Here is a 26236-nt window from a genome sequence, read left to right as displayed (position 1 = left end):
TCGGGTTGTTACTTTTCTTTACAAACCGTTACATCCTTAAGCTAGCACGGCCGTTGGAGGCCAAAGCAGTTGAATCGGCTAAAAAGCTGCCATCCCTTGCTCAAACCCTCAAGGGCGGCCCATTTGGCGCTTCAGTTGCTCTAGTTCTTCATCCATTTCCCAGCGTTGGAACTGCTCTTCTAGGGGATCGGCTCCCATTCCTCTGCCGTAGGTGGCCCGATCGCTGCTGTCCCAGGGTGATCGGCTGGTGCGGGTCTTGGCTTGGGCCTGGGTTTGCGCATCGGCCTGGGCAGCCCGCGCGGCCACCTCTTGCCGTTTGCTGGCCAGTTGCGATACCAGGGTTTCTAACTGTTCAATGCGGTTTTTAATGCCCTGCATTTGTCCCCAAAGTTGATTGCCTTTGCGCAAGAGGGCGGCTTCTCGTTCGCGGGCGGCTGCGGCGAGTTGGTGTTCTCCGGCGGCTTCCACTTTTTCGATGCGAATGTGCCAGCGCTGCACGTCTTGGGCTGTTTCCCAAATGTCGGCTTTCAGTTGCTGTTCTTGGGTGTGTAATTCCCCGATCGATCGCTTGGCATCGGCTTCCTGTTCCCGCAGTTGCTCTTCTAGGGCCCGCAACTCTAGCTCGGGATGTTCGCGCAGAAAGGCTTCTAGCCGAGCTTCTAAAAACTGACTGAGATCATCGAGCAAACTCACGCGATCGCTCCTTTTGTTTCAATCCTCGCCCAGCCCGGGGGCCGGGCGCTGCATTACAGACTCAGCGTACTCCTCTGGCACAACGACTGGTTTCAATCAGCACCATTGAAAGGGTTACCCATTCGCTACTTGGGAATGGCTGCCAATTCTCCAAAATCGCCAAAGGTACGCAATCGATGCCGCCGCCAGTCCAATGTTATGTACCCAGCCAAACACTCACCCCTGAACTAATCAACCGCGTTCGGCAATCGACACCACCAGCCGCCCGCCCTCAATCCGTCAACCTATGCTTTACTATCGACAAGCATCCCGACTTCGGATCTATTGCAATCCATCCCCCTTTGCAGTCAATGACCTCTGAATCGATTCGCCAGCGCTCTGACCTGCTTGGAACGCAAATCATTACCCGAAACACCGGCAAGCGCCTGGGCATCATCAGCCAGGTTTGGGTCGATATTGATCGCCAGGAGATTATTGGCTTTGGCGTAAAGGACAATATCCTCGCCGTTTCGGCGATGCCGCGCTTCATGAACCTGGATAGCATCAGCCAAATTGGTGATGTGATTCTGGTGGAGGACGATCGGGCAATCGAGGACTACATTGAAGCGGATGCCTACAACACCTTGATTGGTTGTGAGGTGATCACCGAAACCGGTGAACTGCTGGGGAAGGTACGCGGGTTCAAGTTTGATGTGGAAGATGGCAAGCTGGTCTCGATTGTCATTGCCTCGATCGGGTTACCCCAAGTGCCCGAACAGGTGATCAGCACCTATGAACTCCCGATCGAAGAAGTGGTCAGCACGGGCCCCGATCGGTTGATTGTGTTTGAAGGGGCCGAAGCCCGCCTGATTCAACTCAGCGTTGGTGTTCTGGAGCGTCTGGGTCTCAGCAGCCCTCCCTGGGAACGGGATGAAGAGGATCTGTACTTTACTCCCACCGCTGCCCCCGGCAACCAGTTAGCCTCCGGGTTGCGCACCGAAGCCCGCCCGGAAATTCGCACCGAAACCCGGGCCGAGCACCGCTACGAAGAGGAAGCTTGGGAAGAGGAAACCTGGGAAGAGCCGGCCCCGCGCTATGGCCAACAACGCCGCCAAGATTACGACGAGGACGACAACTGGAGCGATCAGCCCCCGCGCCGCGAACGGGGCCGCGAGTATGTGCGGGAGGATGAGTATGACTATGAGGAAGTCTACGATCGCTACGATGACAACGTAGATTCCGATGCTTGGACGGATGAGGAACCGGGCTACCGCGCACCCAAGCTGGAGATTCCCGAGAAGGTGCGGCAACGGGAACCGGAATACGAAGATTACTAATGCTGGCGCGGAATGGTTTGAGCGGATCGATCGCCCCGCTGCCCGGTTCAACTTGCCTCCGATTGTCTCCCATTGCCCCCGCCATTAGCTTGAATTTTGCTCCCGCAATTGGCCCCTGAAATTCAGTATGTTTAGGGTGGCGGCGCAAAACCCAGATCATGCAGCGATCGAACCTAACCAAACGGAGCCGAACCCTTCTGGCCCAACGCGCCATGACGGGCGAGCGGATCACGCTGCGCACCACGGGGAAAGCGGGCGGCGAAGGGGAAATTTATCAGGTTGCGGAAGCATCTAGCCTGCTGGCCAAGATTTATCACCCCGACCAACGATCGCCCGATCGAGTGGCCAAACTGGCCGCCATGTTGAACGATCCGCCGCTGGATCCGTTGGAACCACCGATTACGATTGCCTGGCCCGTGGATGCGGTGGTGGTGGACGGGGCGATTGTTGGGTTTTTGATGCCCAAAGCCCCCGAAACCCGCCCCCTACACGAGGTTTACACGCCCAAGATGCGACGGCGCGAGCTGCCGGGCCTCACCTATCGCTACCTGGTGCGGATGGCTCGCAACCTGGCCGCCGCCGTTGATGTGCTCCATGAACGGGGCTACACGATCGGGGATGTGAACGAGTCCAATGTGCTGGCCGCCCCCACCGCCCTGGTCACCCTGGTGGATACGGATTCGTTTCAGGTGGTCGATCGCCAACAGCGGCGCACCTTCCGTTGTCCTGTGGGCAAGCCGGAATATACGCCCCCGGAACTGCAAGGGCGCAACTTTCGAGAGGTCGATCGCACTGCGGCCCAAGACTGTTTTGGGTTGGCGGTGTTGCTCTTTCAATTGTTGATGGAGGGAACCCACCCCTTTGATGGCGCTTTTTTGGGATCCGGCGATCCGCCCCTGATCGACCAACGCATTGCGGCCGGAGAATTTCCCTACAGTGCCCGATCGCCCCGTTGGAAACCCAAGCCGATCGCGCCGCCCTTTGCGGGCCTCGATCCGCTATTGCAAAACCTCTTTCGCCAGGCCTTTGAAACCCGCCACCCCGCCGATCGGCCCAGCGCCCGTCAGTGGGCAGCCGTTTTGGACAGCGCCGAAAACAACCTTGTGACCTGTAGCGCCAATCCCCAGCATGTCTACTTTGGCCATCAGGGTTCCTGTCCCTGGTGCGATCGGGCGCGGCAGTTCCGAGGGCGCGATCCCTTTCCCTCTCCGGCCGCCATCCGGCGCGGCGAGCATATCCAACTGGCAAAAACGCACCGCAAGGCCCCCCGGGTGGTGACCCCGCCGCCCACCGCCGCCAGCATCCAAACGATTCCCCTGCGCCCTCTGCCGCCCACCGTCACCGCCCGCAACTATTGGCTGGCTCCCGGCTATTCCCGATCGAGCGCTTGGGTTTCTGCGATCGGGTTGGGCTGCTGTTTTTTGGTCTCCGCAGCCATCATTGCCAGCCGAGAAGCTCTCGACTTTTCCACCCCCGGAGTCCCCGCTCTCATTCCCCGCGTCCTGACGGCTCGCCCCCCTGTCCTTAGCCCAGAACAGCAGCGCCTGGCCCTGATCCAATTTGACAGCACCCGCAGCCAAATCGAAGGCCTTACCAATCAGCTCACCCAAGAAATGGTGACCCTGACGCAGGATCCCGATCGGCCCCTCGTGCGGCTTTCCCGATCGGCCCTCACGGAGCGCTCCCAACGGGCGATCGCCGCTGCTCTGGGCAAGCCGGGCCTGTTTTATGGCAATGGAACCATTTCCGGCTCCTTGCCCCCGGGTGGGGAGGCCACCCAAACGGTGCTACAAATTCAATGGATTGAAGCCATTTCCGAATATCAACGACGGATTTTGGGCGACCAATACGCTTGGGGCTATCTGGATTCCGCCACAGTCCGCCACCTCACGGCCGACTCTCGCCAAATTTTGCTGGACTCGCTTACACCTGTGCCCGTGGTGGTTCCCAGCACGCTCACCCAGCCCGATCGCCCCGCCGATCAACCGTAGGGAGCAAGGCCGCAGAGTCACCAAAGGGAGTCACAAAAAGACTGGATGGGTTCCTCCCACGCACCGAAAATTGAACGCGGCCCAACCGATCGGGGATGGTCGTTGAATGCGAGGTGGGTCGATCGCGCCGTGGCCCACGAATCGATCGCCCCATGGCCCCCAAAATCCCGTAGGGGCGCATCGCCATGCGTTCTCCGGTACGAGAGATCTCCAAGGGTCAATTCGTTTCGATCGATAAGGTCGATCGCCCAAAAGCCCGCGCTACCATTGAGACAACGCGATCGCCCCTCCCCAGTTCTGCGCAAATCATCATGAATGATCTGACCCTGACCGATGATCGCCTCCGCGATCTGATGCGACCCCTGCTGATTGAACTATTGCGCGATCGTCGCGATCTGTTGCGTGACCTCTTGCTTGAAATTTTGGAAGACTTGGCGTTAGGTCGTGCCATGAACGACTTGGGGCCTGAAGACGAAGAACCTGTCGATCGCGCTGAAATTTTTGCCCTGTTGGATAGTTAAGCGTTGGACTAGATCAACAATGCAGGTTCAATTTCTCAAGCGCTTTCGCAAAGACTTGCAGGCCATTCGCGATCGCCCAGCATTACAAGCCATCAAAACCGCCCTACTGTCGATCGAAGCAGCCGAACATTTAAGCGAGTTGAGTCAAATCAAAGCGATCGAAGGCCACCCCAATACCTATCGACTCCGAGTAGGCAACTATCGCCTTGGCTTTCGATTAGAAGACAACACCATTATTTTTGTCCGCGCCCTACATCGTCGCGAGATCTATCGCTATTTTCCTTAAACTCTCAACATTTTGCGCCGCCGACCTCTCCGATCGCCCAATCCATCCTGCAACGACTCACCATCACCGACCCGTAGGGTGTCGTAGGGCAACGGTGGGCGGTTTACGGCGATTGGGTTTGTGCCCTACGCACCGTTGGCATGGGGCGGCCCAACCGATCGGGGATGGTCGTTGAATGCGAGGTGGGTCGATCGCGCCGTGGCCCATGAATCGATCGCCCCATTGCCCCCCAAATCCCGTAGGGGCGCATCGCCATGCGCCCTCCGGTACGAGAGATCTCCAAGGGTCAATCCGTTTCGATCGATCAATGCTGGCGGAGGACATATAACAATATGCGCCGACCCATTTGCCACTGGCAAATTCAAATCAATCAAATTCAAATCAAAACACGGGCCACCGTCGCTGAGGCGAGTGGTGGCCCGTGTTATTTACCAAATTGTTGATCAATTGGTTGAAGCAAATTCTGAGGAGTTGGGTTAACCGCAAATGCCGTCTTGCCTCAGCTTCCGACCTGGAAAAACCAGGTGGGTACTCTTGTCTCCGTTTAAAGTTTCTGAGTTAACAAAGCGCCTAAACGCTCGCTCAGTCTACTGCCACTAAGACGTTCGGTGAGTCCCCGAATTGGAACAAACATAGATCGCAAAACAATTATTGGCAGTCACCAACATTGCAGCAAAACCCAACCGGAATTATAGCAAACAGTTTTAGGATTACGATCGCCCCGAGATCCCTAGTTTTGGCCCTGGGGCGATCGCCCAAATCCGCAGTCAGTTCTCAAGAAGGCTCCGTCAACAGCTTCACCAACTCTAGCTCTTGGGCGCGGTGGCCATCTTGGAAAATGGGTACTGGCCGTTCAATGCCCTTGAACCGAAATTCTCCCATTTGCACCCAATTCATCTTGCGCGACACCAGGTCATAGGTATTGGCGCTGATGATGCACTGGCCCACCGGACAAATCGCCTCCATCCGGGCCGCCAGGTTCACCGCGCCGCCCAAGACTGTGTAATCCATCCGTTGGGAGCTGCCCACATCTCCCACCACGGCCCGACCGCTGTTGATGGCAATCCGTAGTTGCAAATGCTCGCCCAACACGTTCCGTTTGTTCAAATCATCCAAGCGCTCCAACATTCGCCGGGCAGCAATGACAGCGCGATCGGCATGATCCGGTTGTGGTTCCGGCGCACCAAAAAAGGCCATGATGCAATCGCCAATGAACTTATCGAGGGTTCCGCCTAGGGCAAACACCTCTTGCAGCATTTCTTCAAAAAAGCGGTTCAACAAGTCCGCCACCTCCGCCGGACTCAGGCGCTCCGAAAGGGCCGTGAACCCGACAATATCCGCAAACAGAATGCTGAGTTCCCCATCGGTGGTGGGAATCCGGCCATCCTCGTGGGTGCCAGCGGCGATCATTTGTTGCACCACCGCAGGCGAGTGATAGCGCTCTAGCTTTTGGCACAGGCGCTCTTCTTCCTGAAGTTTGCGGGTGAGCAACCACCGCTGAACACTGGCAGCCACGAGGTTGGCCAATGCGGAAAAGAAACTGAGATCGTCTTCGCCCTCTTGCACCCAACTTTCGGAGGACAGGTTGGCATCGGCATAGAGCACACCGACCACTTTGTCTTCGTTCCAAAGCGGCACGGCCATGGCGCTGCGAATGCCTTTATAGAGAATGCTTTGTTCTGCGCCAAACCGCTCGTCTGCTTGGGCATCGGCCGTTTGCAGGGCAATTTTTTCTTTGAAAACTTTTTGGCAAATGCTTTGGCTGATCCAACCGCTGTTGAGGGTGAGGTCGCGGGCCCGTTCGGTTTCGCGGGCGGCCGCGTTCAGCAGTTGCAGTTGGCCATTGCCTTCCACATCCACCAACAGGGCCAGGCGCTCAATGTTGGTGAGATAGCGAAACACCACTTCTTGCACTTGGGAGAAGATGGCGTTGCTGCTGGCGGCGGAGGTGAGGCCTTTGGCGATTTCTACGAGATCGCGCAGGCGGGCAATGGTGCGATCGCGCTCATAAAGACTGTCGCCGCTGCCTTCGCTGGTGCGGAGCCACTGTTCTTTGAGGTCGCTGGCATCGCGTGAAATTCGCATTTTGCCATCGGCCGTGGCATCAATCAGGGGCAGCTTGACCAGATTGGGCCGCACCACGGACACGGTGGGCGGCAAAGCCTCGGGGTTTAAGGGAACCTGCACCCGTTGGGAATAGACGGCTTTGGACCCTTGGGGCGATTGGCGCGATCGGGTGATGGTGGGATTCGCGACCGCGTTGGCCGTGCCCACTCCTGCCAACAGGACAGTGATGCAAACATTTTCGATATAGATCCGATCGCCGTGGGCGATGGGGGTTGGTTGTTGGAGGGGGGTTTGGTTCAGGCGTGTGCCGTTTTTGCTTTGCAGGTCTTCAACCATCCAGGGACTAGCCCGATCGGCGCGGCTAATTCGGGCATGGTGTCGCGACACGCCATAGGGAGAAAGGGGCAGCTCGCAATCACTGGCCCGCCCGATCGTCACGGAGTCGGTTTCCACGGGAATCAGTCGATCGGGGCTACCGGGAACCTGAAGGCGTAATTGGATCTCAGCCATGCCATCTACTCTGCTTCACAGCAATCGAATCAATATCGCCAAACCCGCATCGACTGGAACGCTGAGAATAGCACCGGGAACAGCGCCGAGAACGTTAACCGATCGATGCATTACACCCTATTCGACAGCGCTCAGGCTCACAAGCGGTGAGGGGCCAGACCAGTTTTTCAGAACGCCCATGCCCCAGTCCGGTTAACCAATCCCGCCGCTGCCCCATCACTGCCTCGCTGTTTTCGTGTTTAGGCGGTGGTTAAGCCGTCCAACCTTGATTAAAGCCTGGTTTAAGCCCCTTGCCCGATCGCTCTGAACGCAATCGGTTTGTTTGAGATTTCCCCTGCGATCGCCCTCCCCTTGCGACCAGTTGGCCAAGCGTCCCCCGATCGCCCGTTTCCATACCCAAATCCAGAACCGGCACTGCAAAAGCACCGCTCCTTCCCATTTTCCCCGCTAGATGCGAGTTGAGTTGATCTGTGGTGATGCGTTGTTGATGACCAATTGCAGTGACCAATTACGGTCACGAACTGTAATCAAGAACCGCAATCAACCACTGCAATCGAGAACTGCGGTCACGAACTGCGATGAAAATAGAATTCCCGCAGAGTTCCCGCAAATCAACAAGCCGGTATCGCACCCGAGACAGCCTGTCAAAATCTCACCTGACCCAACGCTAGCACTTGAACCTAGACAATGGCGCAATTGCCTTCCACGTTGCGTTCCGTGGCATTCTCGATCCTGTCCAAGTTCAGTCCAGATTAGCCCCGATCGCCCCAATTGGGCGACTTCCGGCAACCCCAATCCCATTAGCGATTACAGCGATTAATGAGCTTGAATCTGCCTTGAACCCGCCTTTGGCTAGTCTTTAACCAGTTTTTAGTCTTTCAGCAGTCTTTCAGCAGTCTTTCAGCAGTCTTTAAATAGTCTTCAATCAATAGTCTTCGATGTTGTCCCGATGGTTCTTGAGCAGACTTTTAACGGAATCTTCCAGTCCGTCCCCAGGGGATCGGGCTAATCTGAGGCAAGTTGTCATCAAGGATGACGGTGCTGAGTGGTTGGCCCCTGTTGTGGCCTCGGGTGTTGCGATTCCGTCCCCCTAATCCGAATAGCCTGCGCTTCCTCGGCCAGCCCATTGCAACATCCACGACAGCGCCCGCAACAGTGCTTGAGCTAAAAACTTTGAACTGCGACTCCCGTGATGTTGGTTGGGGCCTGCATGATTGGCCCGCCAGCCACAACTCAGCCGATTGTTAGCCGACCCAGATTTTTCCTATGGCTCAAAGTTTCGGACTCATCGGTCTTGCTGTGATGGGCGAAAATCTTGCCCTGAACATTGAACGGAATGGATTCCCGATCGCGGTGTATAACCGCAGCCGCGATAAAACCGACACATTCATGGCCACCCGGGCCCAGGGCAAGCAGGTGCAACCCACCTACAGCTTGGAAGAATTTGTGGCTGCCCTTGAACCGCCGCGCAAAATTTTGATTATGGTCAAGGCCGGCGGGCCCGTGGATGCGGTGATTGAACAGCTCAAGCCCCTGTTGGCTCCGGGCGATATTTTGATTGACGGTGGCAACTCGCTTTATGAGGACACAGAGCGCCGCACCCAAGATCTGGAAGCCTTGGGACTGACCTACATTGGCATGGGCGTGAGCGGCGGCGAAGAAGGGGCGCTGAATGGCCCCAGCTTGATGCCCGGTGGCACGCGATCGGCCTATGAAAAAATTGAGCCGATCGTCACCAAAATCGCCGCCCAGGTGGATAACGGCCCCTGCGTCACCTATATCGGCCCCGGCGGATCTGGACACTACGTCAAGATGGTTCACAACGGCATTGAGTATGGCGATATGCAGCTCATTGCCGAAGCCTACGACTTGCTGAAAACCGTGGGTGGCCTGAACCAATCCCAGTTGCAAGCCACCTTTGCGGCTTGGAACCAAACGGACGAACTCAACTCCTTTTTGATTGAAATTACCGCTGAAATCTTTAAGGTTAGTGATCCCGACACTCAAGAGCCGTTGGTGGAGCTGATTCAAGACGCAGCGGGGCAAAAAGGAACCGGCCGGTGGACGGTGATGAGTGCCCTGGAATTGGGGGTTTCGATCCCAACCATCATCGCGGCGGTGAATGCCCGGATTATGTCATCCATCAAGGCCGAGCGGACGGCGGCGGCCCAAGAGCTGAGCGGCCCCGGCCCGATCGCCCCGGTGGATCAAGCCACATTCATTGACCAAGTGCGGGATGCGCTCTACTGCTCCAAAATCTGTTCCTATGCCCAAGGGATGGCCCTGTTGGCAAAGGCTTCCGCTGAGTTTGGCTATGGCTTAAATTTGGCGGAAATGGCCAGAATTTGGAAAGGCGGCTGCATCATTCGTGCGGGCTTCCTGAGCAAGATTGAGCGAGCTTTTACGGATAATCCACAGTTGCCGAATTTGCTGCTGGCTCCGGAGTTTAAGCAAACCATTCTTGATCGCCAGGCCGCTTGGCGATCGGTGGTGGCAACGGCGGCCCAAACGGGGATCGCGGTTCCGGCCTTCAGCGCCTCCCTGGACTATTTCGATAGCTACCGGCGCGATCGATTGCCCCAAAACCTCACCCAAGCCCAGCGCGACTTCTTCGGCGCACATACCTACGAGCGGATCGACAAACCGGGCACGTTCCACACGGAATGGGCCGCATTGGCAAACGGTTAGTTAGGCCGCGATCGCCCAAGGCTGTTGAGCGGTGGCAAGGGAAGATTAGGGCGCATTTGGTGAGATTCCTGTGGATTCGGGAGGCCAAATGGCTCGTAAATCTAACCGAAATTCCGGCATCACCGGATCGCCGCTCAACTCCAAACGGGAAGCACAGCCCCATGATTACGGAATGGTTGGCTTGTTCTCCCACACCCCGAGAATTAAGCGCCACTAAGGTAATACGACCACTCGACTCGAAAGCCGAAGTTGAGTCCGAATTCCCAAAAACAGGTCTAAAGCCCCACCGGTCGCAGCGCAAAAAATGTTTCATTCATGCGCTCGCCAATCACATTGAGTTCTTGCTGCAAATTGTCAATGAATTCATGGAGACCCCGATCGATCACTTCATCCACTGAAAAATAGCTGAGTTCTGCTAACAACCGTCCCAGGGGCCGCTCCACAGGATTGCTCCAAGTGCCCGTCGGTGTTCCAGTAATTTCATGCAAGGATTTTTGGGATTGCAACAGGCAAAATTGCACCGCACGGGGAAACTGTCGATCGAGCAATAGAAACTCCACAACTCCCGTGGGCGAAATGCGGTGATTGCGCCACTTTTGATACATTTCATAGGCGCTGGCGGACTTCAGCAACGCAATCCACTGGAGGCGATCGAGCGTTGTGCCCACATCCTGCACCGAAGGCAGCAGAATGTAATATTTCACATCCAAAATTCGCGATGTTTTATCTGCCCGCTCCAGGAATCGGCCCACCTGTCCAAAGTGCCAGCCTTCGCCGTGGGTCATGGTGGCATCGGTCACGCCATAGAGCAAATGACTCGCCAACTTCACTTCATTAAAAAACTTATCTAGATCAACGGCTCCCGCGCTGTAGCTGGCGGCCGCTTCTTTAACCATTAAATAAAACGCATTAATCTGTTCCCAGACTTCCGTAGACAGGATCTCTCGGATCGATCGAGCGTTTTCCCGCGCTGATTTCAAGCAAGACAAAATCGAATTGGGATAATTCGCATCAAATGTTAGAAACTGAATCACATTTTCAGCGGAAGCTTCCCCATAATTGGCCTGAAAAAGTGACAAGTCCCCCGTGGTCATTAACAGGGGTTCCCATTGTTGAGTCACGCCCGCAGGAGAATCTAAACTCAGCTTGAGGTTGACATCAACAAATCGGGCCACATTTTCCGCCCGCTCCACATAGCGATTAAGCCAATAAATCGAGTCCGCAACGCGACTGAGCATGGTGATTTAAAGGATGAATTCCAAGGGGTGATTCAGCAAGAAGCTTTGATCGGGGAAAGTTGCCTAGAGCATATCTTAAACATCCTAGTTGGTTCCAGAATGGCTTGAGCTTGAGCTGCGGCCGCAATTCCCCAATCAACGCCTGAATCATTCAGCATCACCCCGCTGGGCGATCGCCTTACAAACGAGCAACGCCATCTAAGCGAGCGGCCGCTTGCACCGCAGCGGCCACCGCTGGAGCCACGCGCGAATCAAAGGCTGAGGGCACGATCGTTTCGGGGCCCAACTGCTCATCGTCCACCAACGAGGCGATCGCCAAGGCCGCATCCAAGAACATTCGTTGGGTGAGTTTGTTGGCCCGGCTGTCGAGGGCCCCCCGGAACAGACCCGGAAACGCCAACACGTTGTTGATTTGGTTGGGATAGTCACTGCGGCCGGTGGCGATGATGGCCGCTTTGCCGATGATCAGTTCCGGTTGAATTTCCGGAATCGGGTTGGCCATGGCAAAGACGATCGGGTCTTTGGCCATAGACTCCACCATGGGCACGGACACCACCCCGGGCGCGCTGACCCCCAGGAAAATATCAGCACCGACCATCGCATCAGCCAGGGTGAGCGGCCCGGGGCGATCGACTGCAAAGTCTCGCTTTTGGGGGTTCAAATCGGTGCGATCGATCGTCAGCAGCCCCTTCGAGTCGCAAATGGCGATATCGGTGGCTCCGGCCGTGCGCAGCAGTTGGGCGATCGCGATCCCCGCCGCTCCCGCACCGTTAATTACGATTTTGACCGCCGATAGGGCTTTACCCACGTATTTCAGGGCATTGGTCAGGGCCGCCAAGGAGACGATCGCCGTGCCGTGTTGATCGTCGTGGAACACGGGGATATTCAACTCCTCCTTCAGCCGCTTTTCCACTTCAAAACAGCGCGGCGCGGCGATATCCTCCAGGTTCACTCCCCCAAAAACCGGCGCAATCCGCTTCACGGTTTCCACAATTTCATCGGCATCTTGGGTGGCTAAGCAAATGGGAAAAGCATCCACCCCGCCAAATTCCTTGAACAGCATGGCCTTGCCTTCCATCACGGGCAACGCCCCTTCGGGCCCCAAATTGCCCAACCCCAACACGGCGCTGCCATCGGTGACGATCGCCACCATGTTTTGTTTCACCGTTAGCTCATAGACCCGATCGGGCTGGTCAGCAATGGCCCGACAAACGCGACCCACCCCCGGTGTATAAGCCATGGCCAAATCCGCCTGGCGATCGAACGAAATCTTGCTGTTGACGGTGATTTTGCCGCCCTGGTGCAAGGCAAAGGTGCGATCGGCCGCCGCCAGCACCAACACCTCCGGGATCGCTTTCACGGCTGCCACAATGGCCTCCGCGCCCTCGGTGCTGGCCGCATCCACTGCCAAATCCCGGATGGTCTGTTGGCGATTTTGCTCCACGAGGGTGATATCGCCCAAGTTGCCCCCCGCATCCGCGATCGCCTGAATGACCTGGGACAGCATTCCCACCTGGTTTGGCAACTGAAGACGCAACGAAACACTGAAACTGGGATTTGGCGTTAGTTTAACCACGAACCGATCCTTCCCGAATAGCAGGTTAATGAGTTAGAAGCTGACAAGGCAGGGATAACTAAAGCTTTATAATCTACCACCCATGAGCCGTTGGCCTTGGTCGATCGGTCAGGAATTGCTGAAGATTTCCGGTCAGTTCTGATTGCATTTCAACTGAATTTGACGCGATAGAGGGCAAATACATCGCCTTCGCGTGTGGCGGTCACTTTGCCACCGGCGGCCTGAATCAGTTTTTTCCAGGCGATCGGCTCTTCCAAGAAAACCTCTGACCCCAAATAGGTTTCCAAAATTGCCCAATTTTCCGCTAGGGGTAACTCGGGCAAAATGGCATCGAAGACAAATAAACCACCGGGTTTTAGGAGGGGCTTGACTCGATCGACCACAGCGGCCCAATAGTCGATCGGGTAGTAGCAGCTCACCCCTGTGGCAATCACCAAATCAAAGAATCCTGGCTCATAGTTCAGTTCATGGGCCGGTTGGCAATGCACGCCCTTAAACAGTTTGGAGTTCAGTTGTGGGCCCCGCGCTGTCAACAAATCGCAGGCGACGCGAGCCACATCTTGCCCATAGAAAAAGGCTTGCCAATCGCGCCAGGGATAAAACAAAAAGCTGCCCCCACAACCCAAATCCAAACAGCGCCAACCTTTTTGGGGCTTTGCTAATTCCCAAAAGGGGGATGTGATGCGGCTGGTGAGGGATCCAGTCACGAACTCAGGATAGAGCGGCAAGGCGGCCACTTCGTCGGGGACTTCAAAGGCTTCGCCGCGATATTCTTTGTTATATCGAGCAGCAACGGCTTGGATTTGGGCCTGTAGTTCAGGGGTGTTCCAATCACGGGATTGAAGTTCGGCAATGCTCCAGTTAACCAATGAATGCGCCCTCAAAAATTGGGGTTGAATATTGCTCTAGAAACCGGGGAATGATGGTTAACCTTTGAGAGCTTTTTGGAAGTTTTTACGATAGGAGCCATTAATTAGCAAAACTGGCCAAAGTAGGGTTAGGAAAATTCGATTTTGGGTGAAGTTGGTTCGCTGAAAGCCGTTCCAAAATTTCACCCCAAAGAAGATGTAAGCCCCAAAAATCACGAGGGTTGCAAGCTGAGCCATCGATCGAGCCTCTAGATACAACGGTTAAATGCGACTAAGTGCGACTAAACGCGACTGAATGCTTTTGGATGCACTTGGGTGCTAATGATGCCAGTCAACGGCGATGGGAGGGGAGCGACTCCCGGGGCTTCCGGGTTCACCCTGTCTATCAGTGTAGCCAAACCGTTAGAGTAGAAAGCGGCAAAACGCAACCATCACAAGGCAATCATGGAATTTCGAGCAAGTGTCAGCAGCCCGATCGAATGGACGGGCGCTGGTTTGGCGATCGGGCTGTTTGAGTCGGAACTGGAAACCCTGGCGGGTGACTTGGCGGCCTTGAACGATCGACTGGGTGGGGCCCTGCGCGAGGCGATCGATGAGGCCGAATTTAAGGGCAAGCCCGGCAACACTGCAACCCTGCGCGTGGGCAGCAGCACACCCGTTCGTAAATTGATCTTGATTGGGTTGGGCAACTCAGAGGATCTGCCGCTCGATCGGCTGCGCCAAGGGGCCGCCGCCGCCGCCAAGGCCGCCCGGGCCCAAAAGTGCGATCGCCTGGCCATGGCGTTCCCGCTGGCCAACCAAGAGGCGGCCGCCGCGGCCCAAGCCATCACCGAAGGGGTGCATTTGTCGCTCTATCGCGATCGCCGCTTCAAGTCCGATAGCGAAGAAAACGGCAAAACCCCCAAGCCCGAGACGATCGAGCTGTTGCCATTCCGAAACGGAACCACAGATTCAGCCGCGATCGCCCAAGGGATCGATCGGGGTGAAAAAATCGCTGCCGGAACCATTTTGGCCCGCGAGTTAGTGGCCGCTCCGGCCAACGTGGTCACCCCCATCACCATGGCCGAAACGGCCCAGGCGATCGCCGCCAACCCCGGCTGGGAACTGACGATTTTGGAAAAGGAAGATTGCGAAAAACTGGGTATGGGCAGTTTTTTGGGAGTTGCCCAAGCGTCTGACCTGCCGCCGAAGTTTATCCACTTGGTTTACAAGCCCCAAGGCACACCCCGCAAAAAGTTGGCGATCGTGGGCAAGGGTCTGACCTTCGACAGCGGCGGCTTAAACATCAAGGCCGGCGTAGGCAGCAGTATTGAGATGATGAAAACCGATATGGGCGGCGCGGGCGCAACCTTTGGCGCGGCCCAGGCGATCGCCCTGTTGCAACCGGATGTGGAAGTGCATTTCATTTCCGCCGTCACGGAAAACATGATCAGCGGGCGAGCCATGCACCCGGGCGACATCCTCACCGCCTCCAATGGCAAAACGATCGAGGTGGGCAACACCGACGCAGAAGGCCGCCTGACCCTGGCCGATGCGCTCGTCTATGCGGACAAGCTGGGCGTGGAGGCGATCGTGGACTTGGCCACCCTCACGGGCGCTTGCGTGGTGGCACTGGGCGATGAGATTGCTGGTCTGTGGGCCACCGATGAAACCCTGGCCAACGGCTTGAAAGCCGCTGCCGCCAAGGCCGGTGAAAAGCTGTGGCAAATGCCCCTCGAAGAACCCTACTTCGACAAGATGAAATCCGTGGTGGCTGACATGAAAAACATCGGCGGCCGCGCGGGTGGTTCAATCACCGCGGCCCTGTTCCTGAAGCAGTTTGTGAAAGACACGCCTTGGGCGCACCTGGATGTGGCGGGGCCCGTCTGGAGCGACAAGGATTCAGGACTGAATCCCGCCGGGGCCACCGGTTACGGGGTTCGTACCTTGGTGGAGTGGATTTTGGCTTAATAACTAGCTCATTGAGCGGCTGAATCGCTGGTTCAAGGGCTGGCTCAGTCTAGACTGGCTCAGTCTGGATCAGTAACGGCCTTTCCCGGTCAGGGCGCTGCGAGGACGTATGAGGCCCGCAGCGCCGACCAGCGGCGAATCCATCAGATCCCCTAGCATTTAGATCCCCTAGCGTTTGACGAACTGGCGACGATTCAATAGAATCGGCCCCAACTCCGTAGCCTTGCCCAGGGTCAATCTTTCGGTGGTTCGGCCGAGTTGAAAGTCCGGCCGTTGCGAAATTTGCCCCCTTCCAGCAACCCAATGTTGTGTCTGGGCAAGGCGGTGCTTGGGGATGGCGGCTGCGTCCCTTGCCCATATTTGGTGTGGTGGTATGACTTTGTCCATTGAGCCTCGCGAATCCAACCCGACGATCGCCCCCCGATCGACCTCGGCCGCTGACTGGTATGCCGACCAGCTCATGGATGACTTGTTTGGGGATTTGGAGCGATCGCTCGAAGAGGGTGTGGAACTGTTGACCCCACCCCCGGAACCCTCGCCCCCGATCGCCCTGCAATCGATCGCCGTGCCGCCCTTGGTGTTGCCAGCGGAGGTGTTGCCGCCCCCGCCGCCGCCCAAAATTCAAGAGCCAGATCCAGAGTTAATCGAAGCAGTGGCCGACGCGGAACGGGCCCGGCAATCGGTGCGCCTGTTCGATCGCTTAACCATCGGCGCGGCGGCCCTGTCCCTGTTGGCCACCGTGGGCCTCTGGTTTGCCAATCGCAACGAACCGGCAGCGGTGATGGCCGACGGCTCCCCGGCGGCTCCCGTTGCTTCCGTGGCCAACGACGGCAGCAGCGCCCCCGAAGATACGGAATTTGCTGCCTATATTTCCCGTTCCTTGGATGCGATCGAGCGGCGCACCAATGGCGGCGGCCCCGTTGCCCAGTTGCCCCAGCCTCCCGCGATCGCGCCAGTGCCCTCGCAATTGCCCAACGTTGTCACCCTCAATCCTCCGAACCCCAGCCCCGCGCCACCGGCCTCCAGCGCTGCCGTCACGCCTGCGGCCCCGGTTGGGTTTCCCCTGTCCAGCAACTTGGTGGACGCGATCGAGCGCTTAACCCGTTTGCTGGAACGGAATCCCAACTTGTCCGCCAACTTACCCCAACCCAACGGAGCCGCCACCCGCCCCAGCCCCGCGCCGGCCGCTTCCCCCCAACCAACCGCCAGCCCAGCCGCGTCACCGGGGCCCGTTGCGGTTGCTCCCAGCATGACCTACGTTCTGGTGGGGGTTTTGGAATTGGGCGATCGTTCCTCAGCCTTGGTTTCCGTGAACGGCGTGACCAGACGGGTCAGCATGGGCGAGGCGATCGGGGCCAGTGGTTGGACTTTGGTGGAGGTGGCCAACCAAGCCGCGACCCTCCGACGAGATGGCGAAACACGTTCTGTGTTTGTGGGTCAGCAATTTTAGGACACTTTCAAGTCCTGATGACAACGCAAAATCCTGGCAGCAAGGGGTTTAAACCCCTTGTCTGTAGTGATTTAAATTGATCACAGGAACTAATCTTTCAAGGTACTCGGAAAATCAGCAGCGTTATAGCCAGGGATCTCGATCGGGTCGCCCCAGAGCAAGTAATAATCCTCCGCATAAATCGGAAAGCGACAAAGGTCGATCGGGGTTGTTTCCGATGGGTTAACCCCCTGAATTAACCCAGCCGCTTGGAAGGCCGCTGCAATTAATTCAGAGCAGAAAAAACTAGAGTGATCTTCCTGGGCGCAGGTTAATCCCACTTCATCTAAGATATCCAAGCCCGCCAACGCAGCCTGCACAAAATCGTAGGCACGCTTTTCGCTTTGGCGCATGAAATCCGTGAACTTTTGCAGATCCAAGCGAGAGCGATGTTGCTCCCCCAACGGTAGCCACCAAATTTGGCCATCATAGCCATCCATCAGGGCGCTTAATTTATTGATTTGTACGCCACTTTTGGCAATTCCCGTGTCTTGGTCAAAGCAAAGGGGATGGGATTCAATAATATAAATTTCCGGTTGATCCGTGGTCAGCATATCAATTTCGAGTAGGGAGGAAGCTAGCTCCAAACTGATATGTTCCTGATCCTCCGTTGCGCTTGCACTAGGATTTTGGTCACCTTTGGCATCTGAATCAACTTCGCCATCTGGCTTGCCATCAACGTTGATCCTGCTGGGCCCATTGATCATGAATTCTGGCTGAAATACAGCGCCCACATGGGAAACTGTGGATTGGGTTGAAAGGCGCACCGTTCCCGACAGGATATCCGCCCCCGCAAAAGCAATCACATCTCCCGATCTCATCCGATGACAAACTTCGTGATATTGCACAATATTCATGATGTTTCGGGCTGTGGCCGGGTGTGTGTCAGTTATAAACGCTGATTGATCAAGAAAATTATTGCTCAGGGGCAATCATCTTCAATGCCTGTTGCAAAATTTCGGGGCGATCGACCATTGCGGCCAATTCTTCGGCCTCATGTCGCCCTTCAAAGGCCTCGATCGCTGCTGCTTTCAGGGCTAGTCCATAAACCTTTTCGAGGATTGCTGTCAGTTCATCCCGCTTGATGTAGTAGCTACCGGCCGATCGTTGGTTCGTGTTTAAGATTTCGTCTACAGAATTTTGAATCGAGAGTTCCCAAGAACGGGTCGATCGCTTTTCGGCTGCTTGTTTAATTAAATGAATCAATAAAATTTTGCTGTAGCTGCGAATCTTGTTGCGAATGGCAGTTAGTCCCATTTCTTCCATCTCTTCCACAATCGCCAGCGCCCGATTCACATCGCCCGCTAGCAATAACTCATGCAACGTCAAGATTTCTTCCATAACGCTTAGGCTCCTGATTGAGCTTGCAAGTCAATCATACATAGGCAATTTTTACTTATCACAGAGAATCTCATCAATAACTTTTTTCATTCCAGGGGGCTGATAATTTCTACTTGCCATCTTGCCAATAATCAAATTAGCTAATGCTTCGAAGTTAAGACTAACTCCTTTTACATACTTTTTCTGACCCACAAATAGCTTGAGGATTTCCTTGCCCTTAAACTTTTTCTTCCATGTACCAGAAGTCAAGGACTCTTGCAGATCTTGTTCAATTTCTATCTTAAATTTTTCTATATTATCTCTGGATAGTTCTCCTTCTAAAAGTTTCGCCATTTTTTCATGAGAATTCAAAACTGAATTGTAGAAATCATCAACCATATCTTCTCCAGCCCTTCCAAATCTAATGCATTTCATAACTTTTTTATTAAGTACTATATTTAAACGATCATAAATCATCTTAGTCATAATTTCTCTTGCAATTCCAAATAGATCTTCTTCAATTTCAGCCTCTGTCAGAGGGATATGAGGATCCATATCCTTAAATACTTCAAGGATAAATTGAGAATCTAAAAGATAATTCTCAATAGAATAGACATCCCAAGAATATTGATTTGATGTCAGCTTTGGCCCCTCATAATCTTGATCGACAATTGAATAAAAGCGAGACGCGATGCCCGCATCTTTTGCTGCTTTATCCAACATTGTTTGAAGCGTTGTTACATTGTATTTATCCGATCCTGATATTAATGAGACTTGTTCCGATATTTCTGGAAACAGTTTACTGACCATCTGAACATCAAAATTGGTATTGCCACCACCCTCTAGAATAATAATTTTTGATTTAGGGTTATATGCAGCTAAATTGCCGACTAAATCAAAAACAACTCGCTCAAGCTCTGTTGAAGCTTTGACAAGAATAGCTTGGTTTCTAAAATTGCCCAAATCTGATGCTGGACTAATGTGATAAATGGAGAAATCCGAGTCATCAATTGTATTTCTCAACAGAGAGTCTGAATGAGTGGTTAGCCAAATTTGGTTATTTAATGGTGCACCAATATTTTTTCGATAAAAACTGGGTAGATCCTTCAGAAGTCTTGGATTTAGATGAAGTTCAGGCTCATCAAAGAGAATAATAGAGTTTTGTGGGGCATTATTTCTTAACCGGAGATAGCCGAATAAAATTTCTTTCTCTCCAGCGCTGAGTTCATCAATTTCATGTTGAGCACCACTACTCAATTCTACAAAAAAATTAATATCTCCATCTTTAGAAGCCTTCAGTCCAATAAATTTTTTGCCTGGAAAAAATGTGGCAAATAAATCATTGAGCGAATCTTTTAAAGATGTTTTGCTCAGAGAAGTAGGTAGATCCTGAATTTTTGAAATATTTTGATCGATAATCAAGCTTGATATAATATATTCTTGCAGAATTTCAGCTTTTATATTTCGATACTTATTGTCAGTGTTATAAAGCATGTGATGCTTATATTGATCCGAAAAACTAGGATTTTGTAGATTGATCCCCTGAACAGACTCTCTAATATAGCTTCGACTTGCTGGATGATACTCAAGAACACCAACTTCTCTAGGTGAAAATATCCTAAATATCAAATGCATTAGTAACGATTCCGATGGGTACTCAAATTTGGGTTTTGTATTGATTTTAAGCACAGCCACCTGTTCTTTTTCTTTCAGTTCTTGTAAAATCTTACTTTTGCAATCTTCGACAAAGGTTTTTTCGTCAAAATCTCTGAGTCGTGTCATCAATAAATCCATTGTTTCAGTGTAGCCATAAGCCATCCCAGGATACCCAAGTCTCCAGAAATTCTCTTTCAGTAAATCATCAAGATTTTCAAGCAAAAAAAGTTTTTCACTTTCGTCAATCACAAAAGAGGCTCTAATTTCTATTTCTTTTGAGGGGTCTCGAAAAAGCTTTTTAATTCCCTTCAGCTTATTTTGCCCATTGATTAGAAATTCTTGCAAAAATGATTGGAGTTCAGAAGGATAATATTCTCCATATGAAGATTTCAAAAGTCTAATTGCATCAAAAACACTAGATTTTCCACATCCATTTGCTCCTGCAAGAATCATGAATTTACTGACATTTTTAATTTCTAGGTATTCTATTGCTCGAAAATTTTTGATGTATATAGATTGAAGACGCATAGCTTGACCTTGGAAAAGTTGCCTTTGATAGAGTGCTTTTGTGAATTTTCGGAATTATAGCAGATATGCAATCTAGCTATCGCTTGTAGCCAAAGCAGCTTTGCTGAATAATCTGTATCGAGTTTTAACTAGAGATCGCCCGTAGCCCCGGCTCGTACTACATTCGACTGAGAGCAAACGCTGATCAGTTGAACTGTCATGTCACAACCGACGATCGAATCGATCCTTCAAGAAAATCGCACCTTTGCGCCGCCTGCGGATTTGGCGGCCAATGCCGAAATTAAAAGCCTGGACGACTATCAAGCCCTGTACGATCGCGCCGCTGCCGACCCCACCGCCTTTTGGGCAGAACTGGCCGAAAAAGAACTCGACTGGTTCCAAAAATGGGACACCGCTCTTGATTGGCAGCCCCCCGTTGCCAAATGGTTTGGCGGCGGGAAAATCAACATTTCCCATAACTGTCTCGATCGCCACTTAACCACCTGGCGGAAAAACAAAGCCGCTCTGATTTGGGAAGGCGAACCCGGCGACTCGCGCACTCTCACCTATGCCCAACTGCATCGGGAAGTTTGCCAGTTTGCCAACGTCTTGAAATCCCTCGGCGCGCAAAAAGGCGACATCATTGGCATCTACATGCCGATGATCCCGGAAGCGGCGATCGCCATGTTGGCCTGTGCCCGAATTGGCGCGGCCCACAGCGTCGTGTTTGGTGGGTTCAGCGCCGAAGCCCTGCGCGATCGCCTCAACGATGCCAAGGCCAAACTGGTGATCACCGCCGATGGGGGCTTCCGCAAAGACACCGCCGTGCCCCTAAAAATCCAGGTCGATCGCGCCCTCGAAAACAACGCCGCCCCCAGCGTCGAAAACGTACTGGTCGTGAAGCGCACGGGCCAAGACGTACACATGGAGCCAGGTCGCGACCATTGGTGGCACGACCTGCAACAAAACGCCAGCGCCGATTGCCCCGCCGAACCGATGGACAGCGAAGACCTGCTGTTTGTGCTCTACACCTCCGGCAGCACCGGCAAACCGAAGGGCGTCGTCCACACCACGGCGGGCTACAACCTCTACACCCACATGACGTTTAAATGGACGTTCGACATCAAAGACACCGATGTCTATTGGTGTACCGCCGATGTGGGCTGGATTACGGGCCACAGCTACATCGTCTACGGCCCCCTGTCTAACGGAGCCACAACGCTGATGTATGAGGGCGCGCCCCGATCGTCCAATCCCGGCTGCTTTTGGGATGTGATTGAAAAATACGGCGTGACGATTTTCTACACTGCTCCCACGGCGATCCGCGCCTTCATCAAAATGGGCGAGCACCTGCCCAAGGCCCGCAACCTCAGTTCCCTACGGCTGTTGGGAACCGTCGGCGAACCGATTAACCCGGAAGCTTGGATGTGGTACTACCGGGTGATTGGCGGCGAGCGCTGCCCGATCGTCGATACCTGGTGGCAAACCGAAACCGGCGGATTCATGATCACGCCGCTGCCGGGCGCAATTCCCACCAAGCCCGGTTCCGCCTCCAAGCCCTTCCCTGGCATTTTGGCGGATGTGGTGGATCTCGATGGCAACCCGGTAGGCGACAACGAGGGTGGCTACCTGGTCGTGAAGCATCCCTGGCCGAGCATGATGCGGACGGTGTTTGGCGATGACCAACGGTTCCGCAGCACCTACTGGGAGCACATCGCGCCCAAGGACGGCCAGCATTTCTACTTTGCGGGGGATGGCGCGCGCCGCGATGCCGATGGCTACTACTGGATCATGGGCCGCGTCGATGACGTGGTGAACGTGTCGGGCCACCGGCTGGGGACGATGGAGGTGGAGTCGGCGCTGGTGTCGCACCCGGCGGTGGCGGAGGCGGCCGTGGTGGGCAAGCCGGACGACCTGAAGGGCGAAGACATTGTGGCCTTTGTCACCCTGGAAGGGACGGCGACGGCTAGCGAGGAGCTGATCAAGGAACTGAAACAGCACGTGGTGAAGGAAATCGGGGCGATCGCCCGGCCCGGTGAAATTCGCTTTACGGATGCACTGCCGAAGACGCGATCGGGCAAAATCATGCGTCGTTTGTTGCGATCGCTCGCCTCGGGTCAAGAGGTTTCTGGGGATACTTCCACCCTCGAAGATCGCTCCGTCCTCGACAAACTCCGCGAAGGATCGTAATTGCTAGACTATGGGCAGGATAGAGAGTCTATCTATCTTGCCCAGAATGCTAACCACACTCCATAACATTAAATTAATCAGAGAAATCCTATGTCAACTCATCCAACGATACTTTCTATCGGCGCGATTACAGTGAAAGAAACCTTACTTCCAGTCTATCAATTTTCACAAACTGACTATGCGTTTCCTTTAAGCATTGTTTTACAGTTTTTGGCGCTTGAAAATTACCATCTCTCACCGAAACTAAAATTTTTGGTTGCAATTAACACACAAACGAAATTACCTGAAAGATTCATCATTATTGATGAAAGTTTTGTGAATTTTTTGATTGAATTATCCCAAAGAAAACATCATGTTCAGGCGACAGCCATGTTGCAGAGCCTTGCAATGTCTGGGCTAGAACTTTGTCTACAGCATCAAAATGGTTCTGTAGATAAAAATCGAAATTTGTTAACCTCTGATTCTGAATTACAAGTACAGTCTGCGTACCAAATTTCAGACCCTAGCAGATTTAGTATTGAACTCAAATTGGATCCTAGCTTAGTACCTGATGCTGAATCACTCCATGCAGATCGTCTTCAGGAAATCAAAACACGAAATCAAGAACTCTTGAATTTACTCGATGAGTGGAATAACAACCCTGATCATGAATTAGATCGCACCTGGGACGAAGTAATGGCAAATTTGTGAGAATTTTGCTTTATCATGCCAATCTATTATTCTTAATCTAATGAAATGAAAATCATTAACAAACTTGCTCTTGATACAAATATTTTAGGTCAATTACTAAACCCTAGTCCTACAAAATTCATTGAATTGAAAGCCTGGTTTCGGGCAATATTGCTCTCTGATACTGAAGTTTTTCTACCAGGAATTGTTGATTATGAAATGCGGCGATCTTTAGAATTACAGCGCCTTAAAGATCCAAACTATCGAGGGATTGAGCGATTAAACCGATTTTTACAATCTGTTCGATACTTACCCATCACGATTACTGATCTGAATCTCGCAGCAACTCTTTGGGCCGAAGCGCGCTACCGGGGCCAAAAAACAGAAAGCGATCGTGACTTGGGAGGCGATCCCATTTTGGCGGCTCAGGTTCGATCGCTCTTTTCACCCTGGGTCAATGTGGTTTTGGTCACTGAAAATCGCAAGCACCTAACACGCTATGGCATTGATGCTCGATCGTTCCAAGAAATCCTATTCCCAGGAATGGAATCATGAGCGATCGCCCCATACTTGAGCACTCAGAAAAATCCTGAATTGTCTAGCTGCGATGAGCTGTGATCCTCTGAACTTACCTGAAATTCAAAAAAAGGATCCTGGCCTTCACGCTAAATCGGATTTGATGGAAGCGGCTTTCAGTTGTTTTTGGAGTTCATCAATCTGTTTTTGTTGCTCACGCAGCAGGTGCAGAATTTCGCTTAACTCTGCCTCGCGCAGAAGATTGATTTTGTCATGCAGCAGCTCAATTTCTAGTTCTGATTTCAGATTCACTTCATGATCATGCTTAGCCTCTTGGCGATCAATTTCATTTTGCCGATTTTGGCTCATCATGATGATTGGTGCTGTGTATGCTGCTTGGAATGACAACATCAAATTCAGCAAAATGAATGGATAGGAATCCCAATGGATAGTCTTGTTGCTGACATTGCAGAAAATCCAGAAACCTAAACAAATGGACTGGATGATGACAAATTTCCAAGAGCCAACCGTTGAAGCCACCAAGTCAGCAAGATGCGAACCCAAATCCGCTTTTTCTTTGGGTGGGTTCTCAGCGGGATTTCGTTCCCGTAGGCGCTGAATCAGCCGATACTGCTCGGGGGTAATATTGGCGCGGCTGGGGCGACGAGGATAGCCAGGAGAATTGACGGGCATAACGCGATCTCGTGGGAGAAAGTTAGCACTAGGATATGGAGGCTCAAGGGGTTGTGGCTAAAAATAGCCGCAGCGAAAGGGAGGAGTCTCTGGTATTCACACCACTGTTGCACCACTCCCGCCGGATCGCTCTCGGTTGGTTAACAGCAGTAAACTCAACCCAATGTTTCTCTATGCCGGTTGCCCAACACCCGTGAAAGTTCCTCTTCCGTCACCCCTAGCCTCGATCGCCCGGTTGTTTCAACAGCCCAAGATGGCGGCTCTGCTGCTCTTGGGGTTTAGCTCGGGGTTGCCCTTGCTGTTAACCAGCCGTACCCTCCAGGCTTGGATGACGATGGAGCAGGTGAACCTGAGCGCGATCGGGGCCTTTAGCCTGGTGGGATTGCCCTACTCCCTCAAGTTTTTGTGGGCCCCCTTGCTCGATCGATTTGTGCCGCCGTTTTTTGGGCGACGGCGGGGTTGGTTGGCCCTCAGCCAAGGGGCAATCGCCCTGGCCCTGTTGGCATTAGGGTTGCAAAATCCCCAGCAGGGGCTACAGGGGGTGGCAATCGCGGCGGTGTTGGTGGCCCTGCTCAGCGCCACCCAGGACATTGCCGCCGATGCCTATCGCACGGATGTGTTGACTCCTCGGGAAATGGGAGCCGGAGCGGCCATCTTCGTGTTGGGCTATCGCGGGGCCTTGCTCATTGCGGGCGGAGCAGCGCTGGTGCTGGCCGATCGCTTCACCTGGCCGGTCACCTACAGCATGATGGCGGTCTTGATGGCGGGCTGCATTCTGTTGAGTTGGCTGGCCCCAGAACCCACAGCCCCCCAACAACCACCCGCCAGCTTGTCGGAGGCCGTTTGGTTACCTTTTAAGGATTTCCTCGATCGCTACCATTGGCAGCGGGGCTTGGCCATTTTGGCCTTTATTGTGCTCTATCGCTTGGGCGATTCGATGGTGAACAACATGGCCCTGCCCTTTTTGTTGCAAACGGGCTTTAGCCAAACGGAAGTGGGCGCTATTCAAGGGGTGATGGGCTTGATTGCCACCATTGTCGGCTCCTTAACGGGCGGTGCAATTCTCAGCCAAATTGGCATTGGGCGATCGCTCTGGGTCTTTGGTGGATTACAAGCCCTGAGCAATGTTGCCTATTTAATTTTGGCTTGGGTGGGGAAAAATGCTACCGCCATGGTGTTAGCGATTAATGTGGAAAATTTCTGCGGTGGATTAGCAACAGCAGGATTTACGGCATTTTTGATGAGTCTTTGTAATGCTCGTTTTTCCGCCACTCAATATGCTTTGCTGTCCAGTTTGATGGCTGTGAGTCGTGATTTGTTTTCGGCTCCTTCCGGTGCTTTAGCCCAACAGTTGGGTTGGCCTGGCTTCTTTTTGCTCACGATCGGGGCGGCGCTGCCGGGGTTGGCATTGTTGCCCTGGTTTGCTCCTTGGCATCAATCGAATTCTCCATCGGAGCTTAACCAATAGAATGCAACCCCGGTCAACTTCAG

At 53.5% G+C, this 26236-nt stretch carries 23 protein-coding genes and 1 other RNA gene; 11 read left to right on the top strand and 13 right to left on the bottom strand.

Going from position 1 to position 26236, the window contains the following annotated elements; all coding sequences use genetic code 11:
* Positions 1–108: 108 nt before the first annotated feature.
* Positions 109–693: a TIGR04376 family protein gene (locus H6F46_RS01065; protein ID WP_190354821.1), complete on the bottom strand. Its 585-nt coding sequence runs from the start codon at positions 691–693 to the stop codon at positions 109–111.
* 350 nt (positions 694–1043) lie between these two features.
* Here H6F46_RS01065 and H6F46_RS01060 point away from each other — a divergent pair, with 350 nt between their 5' ends.
* Together H6F46_RS01060 and H6F46_RS01055 are read left to right on the top strand one after the other, a co-directional pair.
* Positions 1044–2009 carry a PRC-barrel domain-containing protein gene (locus H6F46_RS01060; protein ID WP_190354820.1) on the top strand — a complete coding sequence of 322 codons (966 nt, stop codon included), beginning with the start codon at positions 1044–1046 and terminating at the stop codon, positions 2007–2009.
* 158 nt (positions 2010–2167) lie between these two features.
* Positions 2168–4000, top strand: a complete 1833-nt coding sequence (locus H6F46_RS01055) for a helix-hairpin-helix domain-containing protein (protein ID WP_190354819.1) — start codon at positions 2168–2170, stop codon at positions 3998–4000.
* On the opposite strand, the gene H6F46_RS01050 is transcribed toward H6F46_RS01055, so the two are convergent.
* Positions 3966–4187, bottom strand: coding sequence for a hypothetical protein (locus H6F46_RS01050; RefSeq protein WP_190354818.1), 222 nt, complete (start codon positions 4185–4187; stop codon positions 3966–3968). The two genes, H6F46_RS01055 and H6F46_RS01050, sit on opposite strands and share 35 nt — an antisense overlap.
* Between H6F46_RS01050 and H6F46_RS01045 the strand changes: the two genes are divergently transcribed.
* Both H6F46_RS01045 and H6F46_RS01040 read left to right on the top strand, forming a co-directional pair.
* The gene (locus H6F46_RS01045) at positions 4186–4521 is read left to right on the top strand and encodes a hypothetical protein (protein ID WP_190354817.1); all 336 of its coding nucleotides are present in this window, start codon (positions 4186–4188) and stop codon (positions 4519–4521) included. The genes H6F46_RS01050 and H6F46_RS01045 overlap by 2 nt on opposite strands.
* Positions 4522–4540: 19 nt before the next feature.
* Entirely contained in the window at positions 4541–4807 is a 267-nt protein-coding gene (locus H6F46_RS01040; RefSeq protein ID WP_190354816.1) for a type II toxin-antitoxin system RelE/ParE family toxin, read from the top strand.
* 125 nt (positions 4808–4932) lie between these two features.
* Here the strand turns inward: H6F46_RS01040 and H6F46_RS01035 are convergent, their stop codons facing one another.
* The 3 genes from H6F46_RS01035 to H6F46_RS01025 all read right to left on the bottom strand — a co-directional run bounded on the left by H6F46_RS01035 (position 4933) and on the right by H6F46_RS01025 (position 7384).
* The gene (locus tag H6F46_RS01035) at positions 4933–5097 is read right to left on the bottom strand and encodes a hypothetical protein (RefSeq protein WP_190354815.1); all 165 of its coding nucleotides are present in this window, start codon (positions 5095–5097) and stop codon (positions 4933–4935) included.
* 183 nt (positions 5098–5280) lie between these two features.
* Positions 5281–5486, bottom strand: a non-coding RNA gene (gene ssrS / locus H6F46_RS01030) — 6S RNA.
* 95 nt (positions 5487–5581) lie between these two features.
* On the bottom strand, positions 5582–7384 hold the full coding sequence (locus H6F46_RS01025; protein WP_242027723.1) for an adenylate/guanylate cyclase domain-containing protein: 1803 nt from the start codon (positions 7382–7384) through the stop codon (positions 5582–5584).
* Between the two features lie 1266 nt (positions 7385–8650).
* Here H6F46_RS01025 and gndA point away from each other — a divergent pair.
* Positions 8651–10072 carry an NADP-dependent phosphogluconate dehydrogenase gene (gene gndA / locus H6F46_RS01020; RefSeq protein ID WP_190354814.1) on the top strand — a complete coding sequence of 474 codons (1422 nt, stop codon included), beginning with the start codon at positions 8651–8653 and terminating at the stop codon, positions 10070–10072.
* A gap of 275 nt (positions 10073–10347) precedes the next feature.
* Here the strand turns inward: gndA and H6F46_RS01015 are convergent, their stop codons facing one another.
* The 4 genes from H6F46_RS01015 to H6F46_RS01000 all read right to left on the bottom strand — a co-directional run bounded on the left by H6F46_RS01015 (position 10348) and on the right by H6F46_RS01000 (position 13992).
* Positions 10348–11310 carry an alpha-E domain-containing protein gene (locus tag H6F46_RS01015; protein WP_190354813.1) on the bottom strand — a complete coding sequence of 321 codons (963 nt, stop codon included), beginning with the start codon at positions 11308–11310 and terminating at the stop codon, positions 10348–10350.
* Between the two features lie 178 nt (positions 11311–11488).
* Entirely contained in the window at positions 11489–12886 is a 1398-nt protein-coding gene (locus H6F46_RS01010; protein WP_347278313.1) for an NAD-dependent malic enzyme, read from the bottom strand.
* Positions 12887–13035: 149 nt separating this feature from the next.
* Complete coding sequence (locus H6F46_RS01005; RefSeq protein ID WP_099532733.1) at positions 13036–13755, bottom strand: class I SAM-dependent methyltransferase; 720 nt, start codon at positions 13753–13755, stop codon at positions 13036–13038.
* A 57-nt stretch (positions 13756–13812) separates the two neighbouring features.
* Positions 13813–13992 carry a hypothetical protein gene (locus tag H6F46_RS01000; RefSeq protein WP_099532734.1) on the bottom strand — a complete coding sequence of 60 codons (180 nt, stop codon included), beginning with the start codon at positions 13990–13992 and terminating at the stop codon, positions 13813–13815.
* A gap of 207 nt (positions 13993–14199) precedes the next feature.
* Here H6F46_RS01000 and H6F46_RS00995 point away from each other — a divergent pair, with 207 nt between their 5' ends.
* Complete coding sequence (locus tag H6F46_RS00995; RefSeq protein WP_190404964.1) at positions 14200–15705, top strand: leucyl aminopeptidase; 1506 nt, start codon at positions 14200–14202, stop codon at positions 15703–15705.
* A 373-nt stretch (positions 15706–16078) separates the two neighbouring features.
* On the top strand, positions 16079–17155 hold the full coding sequence (locus tag H6F46_RS00990; protein WP_190354811.1) for a hypothetical protein: 1077 nt from the start codon (positions 16079–16081) through the stop codon (positions 17153–17155).
* An 89-nt stretch (positions 17156–17244) separates the two neighbouring features.
* Here the strand turns inward: H6F46_RS00990 and H6F46_RS00985 are convergent, their stop codons facing one another.
* From H6F46_RS00985 to H6F46_RS00975, 3 genes are read right to left on the bottom strand one after another with little or no spacing between them, the layout of a single operon-like run.
* Positions 17245–18051 carry a hypothetical protein gene (locus H6F46_RS00985; protein ID WP_190354810.1) on the bottom strand — a complete coding sequence of 269 codons (807 nt, stop codon included), beginning with the start codon at positions 18049–18051 and terminating at the stop codon, positions 17245–17247.
* A 58-nt stretch (positions 18052–18109) separates the two neighbouring features.
* Entirely contained in the window at positions 18110–18535 is a 426-nt protein-coding gene (locus tag H6F46_RS00980; RefSeq protein ID WP_190354809.1) for a DUF29 family protein, read from the bottom strand.
* A gap of 51 nt (positions 18536–18586) precedes the next feature.
* Complete coding sequence (locus H6F46_RS00975) at positions 18587–20698, bottom strand: AAA family ATPase (protein ID WP_190354808.1); 2112 nt, start codon at positions 20696–20698, stop codon at positions 18587–18589.
* Between the two features lie 198 nt (positions 20699–20896).
* Between H6F46_RS00975 and acs the strand changes: the two genes are divergently transcribed.
* From acs to H6F46_RS00960, 3 genes are all read left to right on the top strand, one after another.
* The gene (gene acs, locus H6F46_RS00970) at positions 20897–22867 is read left to right on the top strand and encodes an acetate--CoA ligase (protein WP_190354807.1); all 1971 of its coding nucleotides are present in this window, start codon (positions 20897–20899) and stop codon (positions 22865–22867) included.
* A gap of 90 nt (positions 22868–22957) precedes the next feature.
* Positions 22958–23557 carry a hypothetical protein gene (locus H6F46_RS00965; RefSeq protein WP_190354806.1) on the top strand — a complete coding sequence of 200 codons (600 nt, stop codon included), beginning with the start codon at positions 22958–22960 and terminating at the stop codon, positions 23555–23557.
* Positions 23558–23602: 45 nt separating this feature from the next.
* Positions 23603–24091 (top strand): type II toxin-antitoxin system VapC family toxin, encoded by a 489-nt coding sequence (locus H6F46_RS00960; protein WP_190354805.1) that lies wholly within the window; start codon positions 23603–23605, stop codon positions 24089–24091.
* Positions 24092–24196: 105 nt separating this feature from the next.
* On the opposite strand, the gene H6F46_RS00955 is transcribed toward H6F46_RS00960, so the two are convergent.
* Positions 24197–24592, bottom strand: coding sequence for a DUF1003 domain-containing protein (locus H6F46_RS00955; protein WP_347278312.1), 396 nt, complete (start codon positions 24590–24592; stop codon positions 24197–24199).
* A 316-nt stretch (positions 24593–24908) separates the two neighbouring features.
* Between H6F46_RS00955 and H6F46_RS00950 the strand changes: the two genes are divergently transcribed.
* Positions 24909–26213 (top strand): AmpG family muropeptide MFS transporter, encoded by a 1305-nt coding sequence (locus H6F46_RS00950; RefSeq protein ID WP_370567060.1) that lies wholly within the window; start codon positions 24909–24911, stop codon positions 26211–26213.
* The last annotated feature ends 23 nt before the right edge of the window (positions 26214–26236 follow it).

The organism is Limnothrix sp. FACHB-1083, from assembly GCF_014696485.1.
Classification (GTDB): Bacteria; Cyanobacteriota; Cyanobacteriia; order CACIAM-69d; family CACIAM-69d; genus CACIAM-69d.
The sequence above is the reverse complement of the archived record's forward strand: the minus strand, read 5'-3'. Positions and strand labels throughout refer to the sequence as shown.

Bases quoted from the DNA above. Each gene is read 5' to 3' on its own strand.
- H6F46_RS01060 (WP_190354820.1), top strand. From the start codon at position 1,044: ATGACCTCTGAATCGATTCGCCAGCGCTCTGACCTGCTTGGAACGCAA.
- H6F46_RS01055 (WP_190354819.1), top strand. From the start codon at position 2,168: ATGCAGCGATCGAACCTAACCAAACGGAGCCGAACCCTTCTGGCCCAA.
- H6F46_RS01045 (WP_190354817.1), top strand. From the start codon at position 4,186: ATGCGTTCTCCGGTACGAGAGATCTCCAAGGGTCAATTCGTTTCGATC.
- H6F46_RS01050 (WP_190354818.1), bottom strand. From the start codon at position 4,187: ATGGCGATGCGCCCCTACGGGATTTTGGGGGCCATGGGGCGATCGATT.
- H6F46_RS01040 (WP_190354816.1), top strand. From the start codon at position 4,541: ATGCAGGTTCAATTTCTCAAGCGCTTTCGCAAAGACTTGCAGGCCATT.
- H6F46_RS01025 (WP_242027723.1), bottom strand. From the start codon at position 7,384: ATGGCTGAGATCCAATTACGCCTTCAGGTTCCCGGTAGCCCCGATCGA.
- gndA (WP_190354814.1), top strand. From the start codon at position 8,651: ATGGCTCAAAGTTTCGGACTCATCGGTCTTGCTGTGATGGGCGAAAAT.
- H6F46_RS01015 (WP_190354813.1), bottom strand. From the start codon at position 11,310: ATGCTCAGTCGCGTTGCGGACTCGATTTATTGGCTTAATCGCTATGTG.
- H6F46_RS01000 (WP_099532734.1), bottom strand. From the start codon at position 13,992: ATGGCTCAGCTTGCAACCCTCGTGATTTTTGGGGCTTACATCTTCTTT.
- H6F46_RS00995 (WP_190404964.1), top strand. From the start codon at position 14,200: ATGGAATTTCGAGCAAGTGTCAGCAGCCCGATCGAATGGACGGGCGCT.
- H6F46_RS00990 (WP_190354811.1), top strand. From the start codon at position 16,079: ATGACTTTGTCCATTGAGCCTCGCGAATCCAACCCGACGATCGCCCCC.
- H6F46_RS00985 (WP_190354810.1), bottom strand. From the start codon at position 18,051: ATGAATATTGTGCAATATCACGAAGTTTGTCATCGGATGAGATCGGGA.
- H6F46_RS00980 (WP_190354809.1), bottom strand. From the start codon at position 18,535: ATGGAAGAAATCTTGACGTTGCATGAGTTATTGCTAGCGGGCGATGTG.
- H6F46_RS00975 (WP_190354808.1), bottom strand. From the start codon at position 20,698: ATGCGTCTTCAATCTATATACATCAAAAATTTTCGAGCAATAGAATAC.
- acs (WP_190354807.1), top strand. From the start codon at position 20,897: ATGTCACAACCGACGATCGAATCGATCCTTCAAGAAAATCGCACCTTT.
- H6F46_RS00965 (WP_190354806.1), top strand. From the start codon at position 22,958: ATGTCAACTCATCCAACGATACTTTCTATCGGCGCGATTACAGTGAAA.
- H6F46_RS00960 (WP_190354805.1), top strand. From the start codon at position 23,603: ATGAAAATCATTAACAAACTTGCTCTTGATACAAATATTTTAGGTCAA.
- H6F46_RS00950 (WP_370567060.1), top strand. From the start codon at position 24,909: ATGTTTCTCTATGCCGGTTGCCCAACACCCGTGAAAGTTCCTCTTCCG.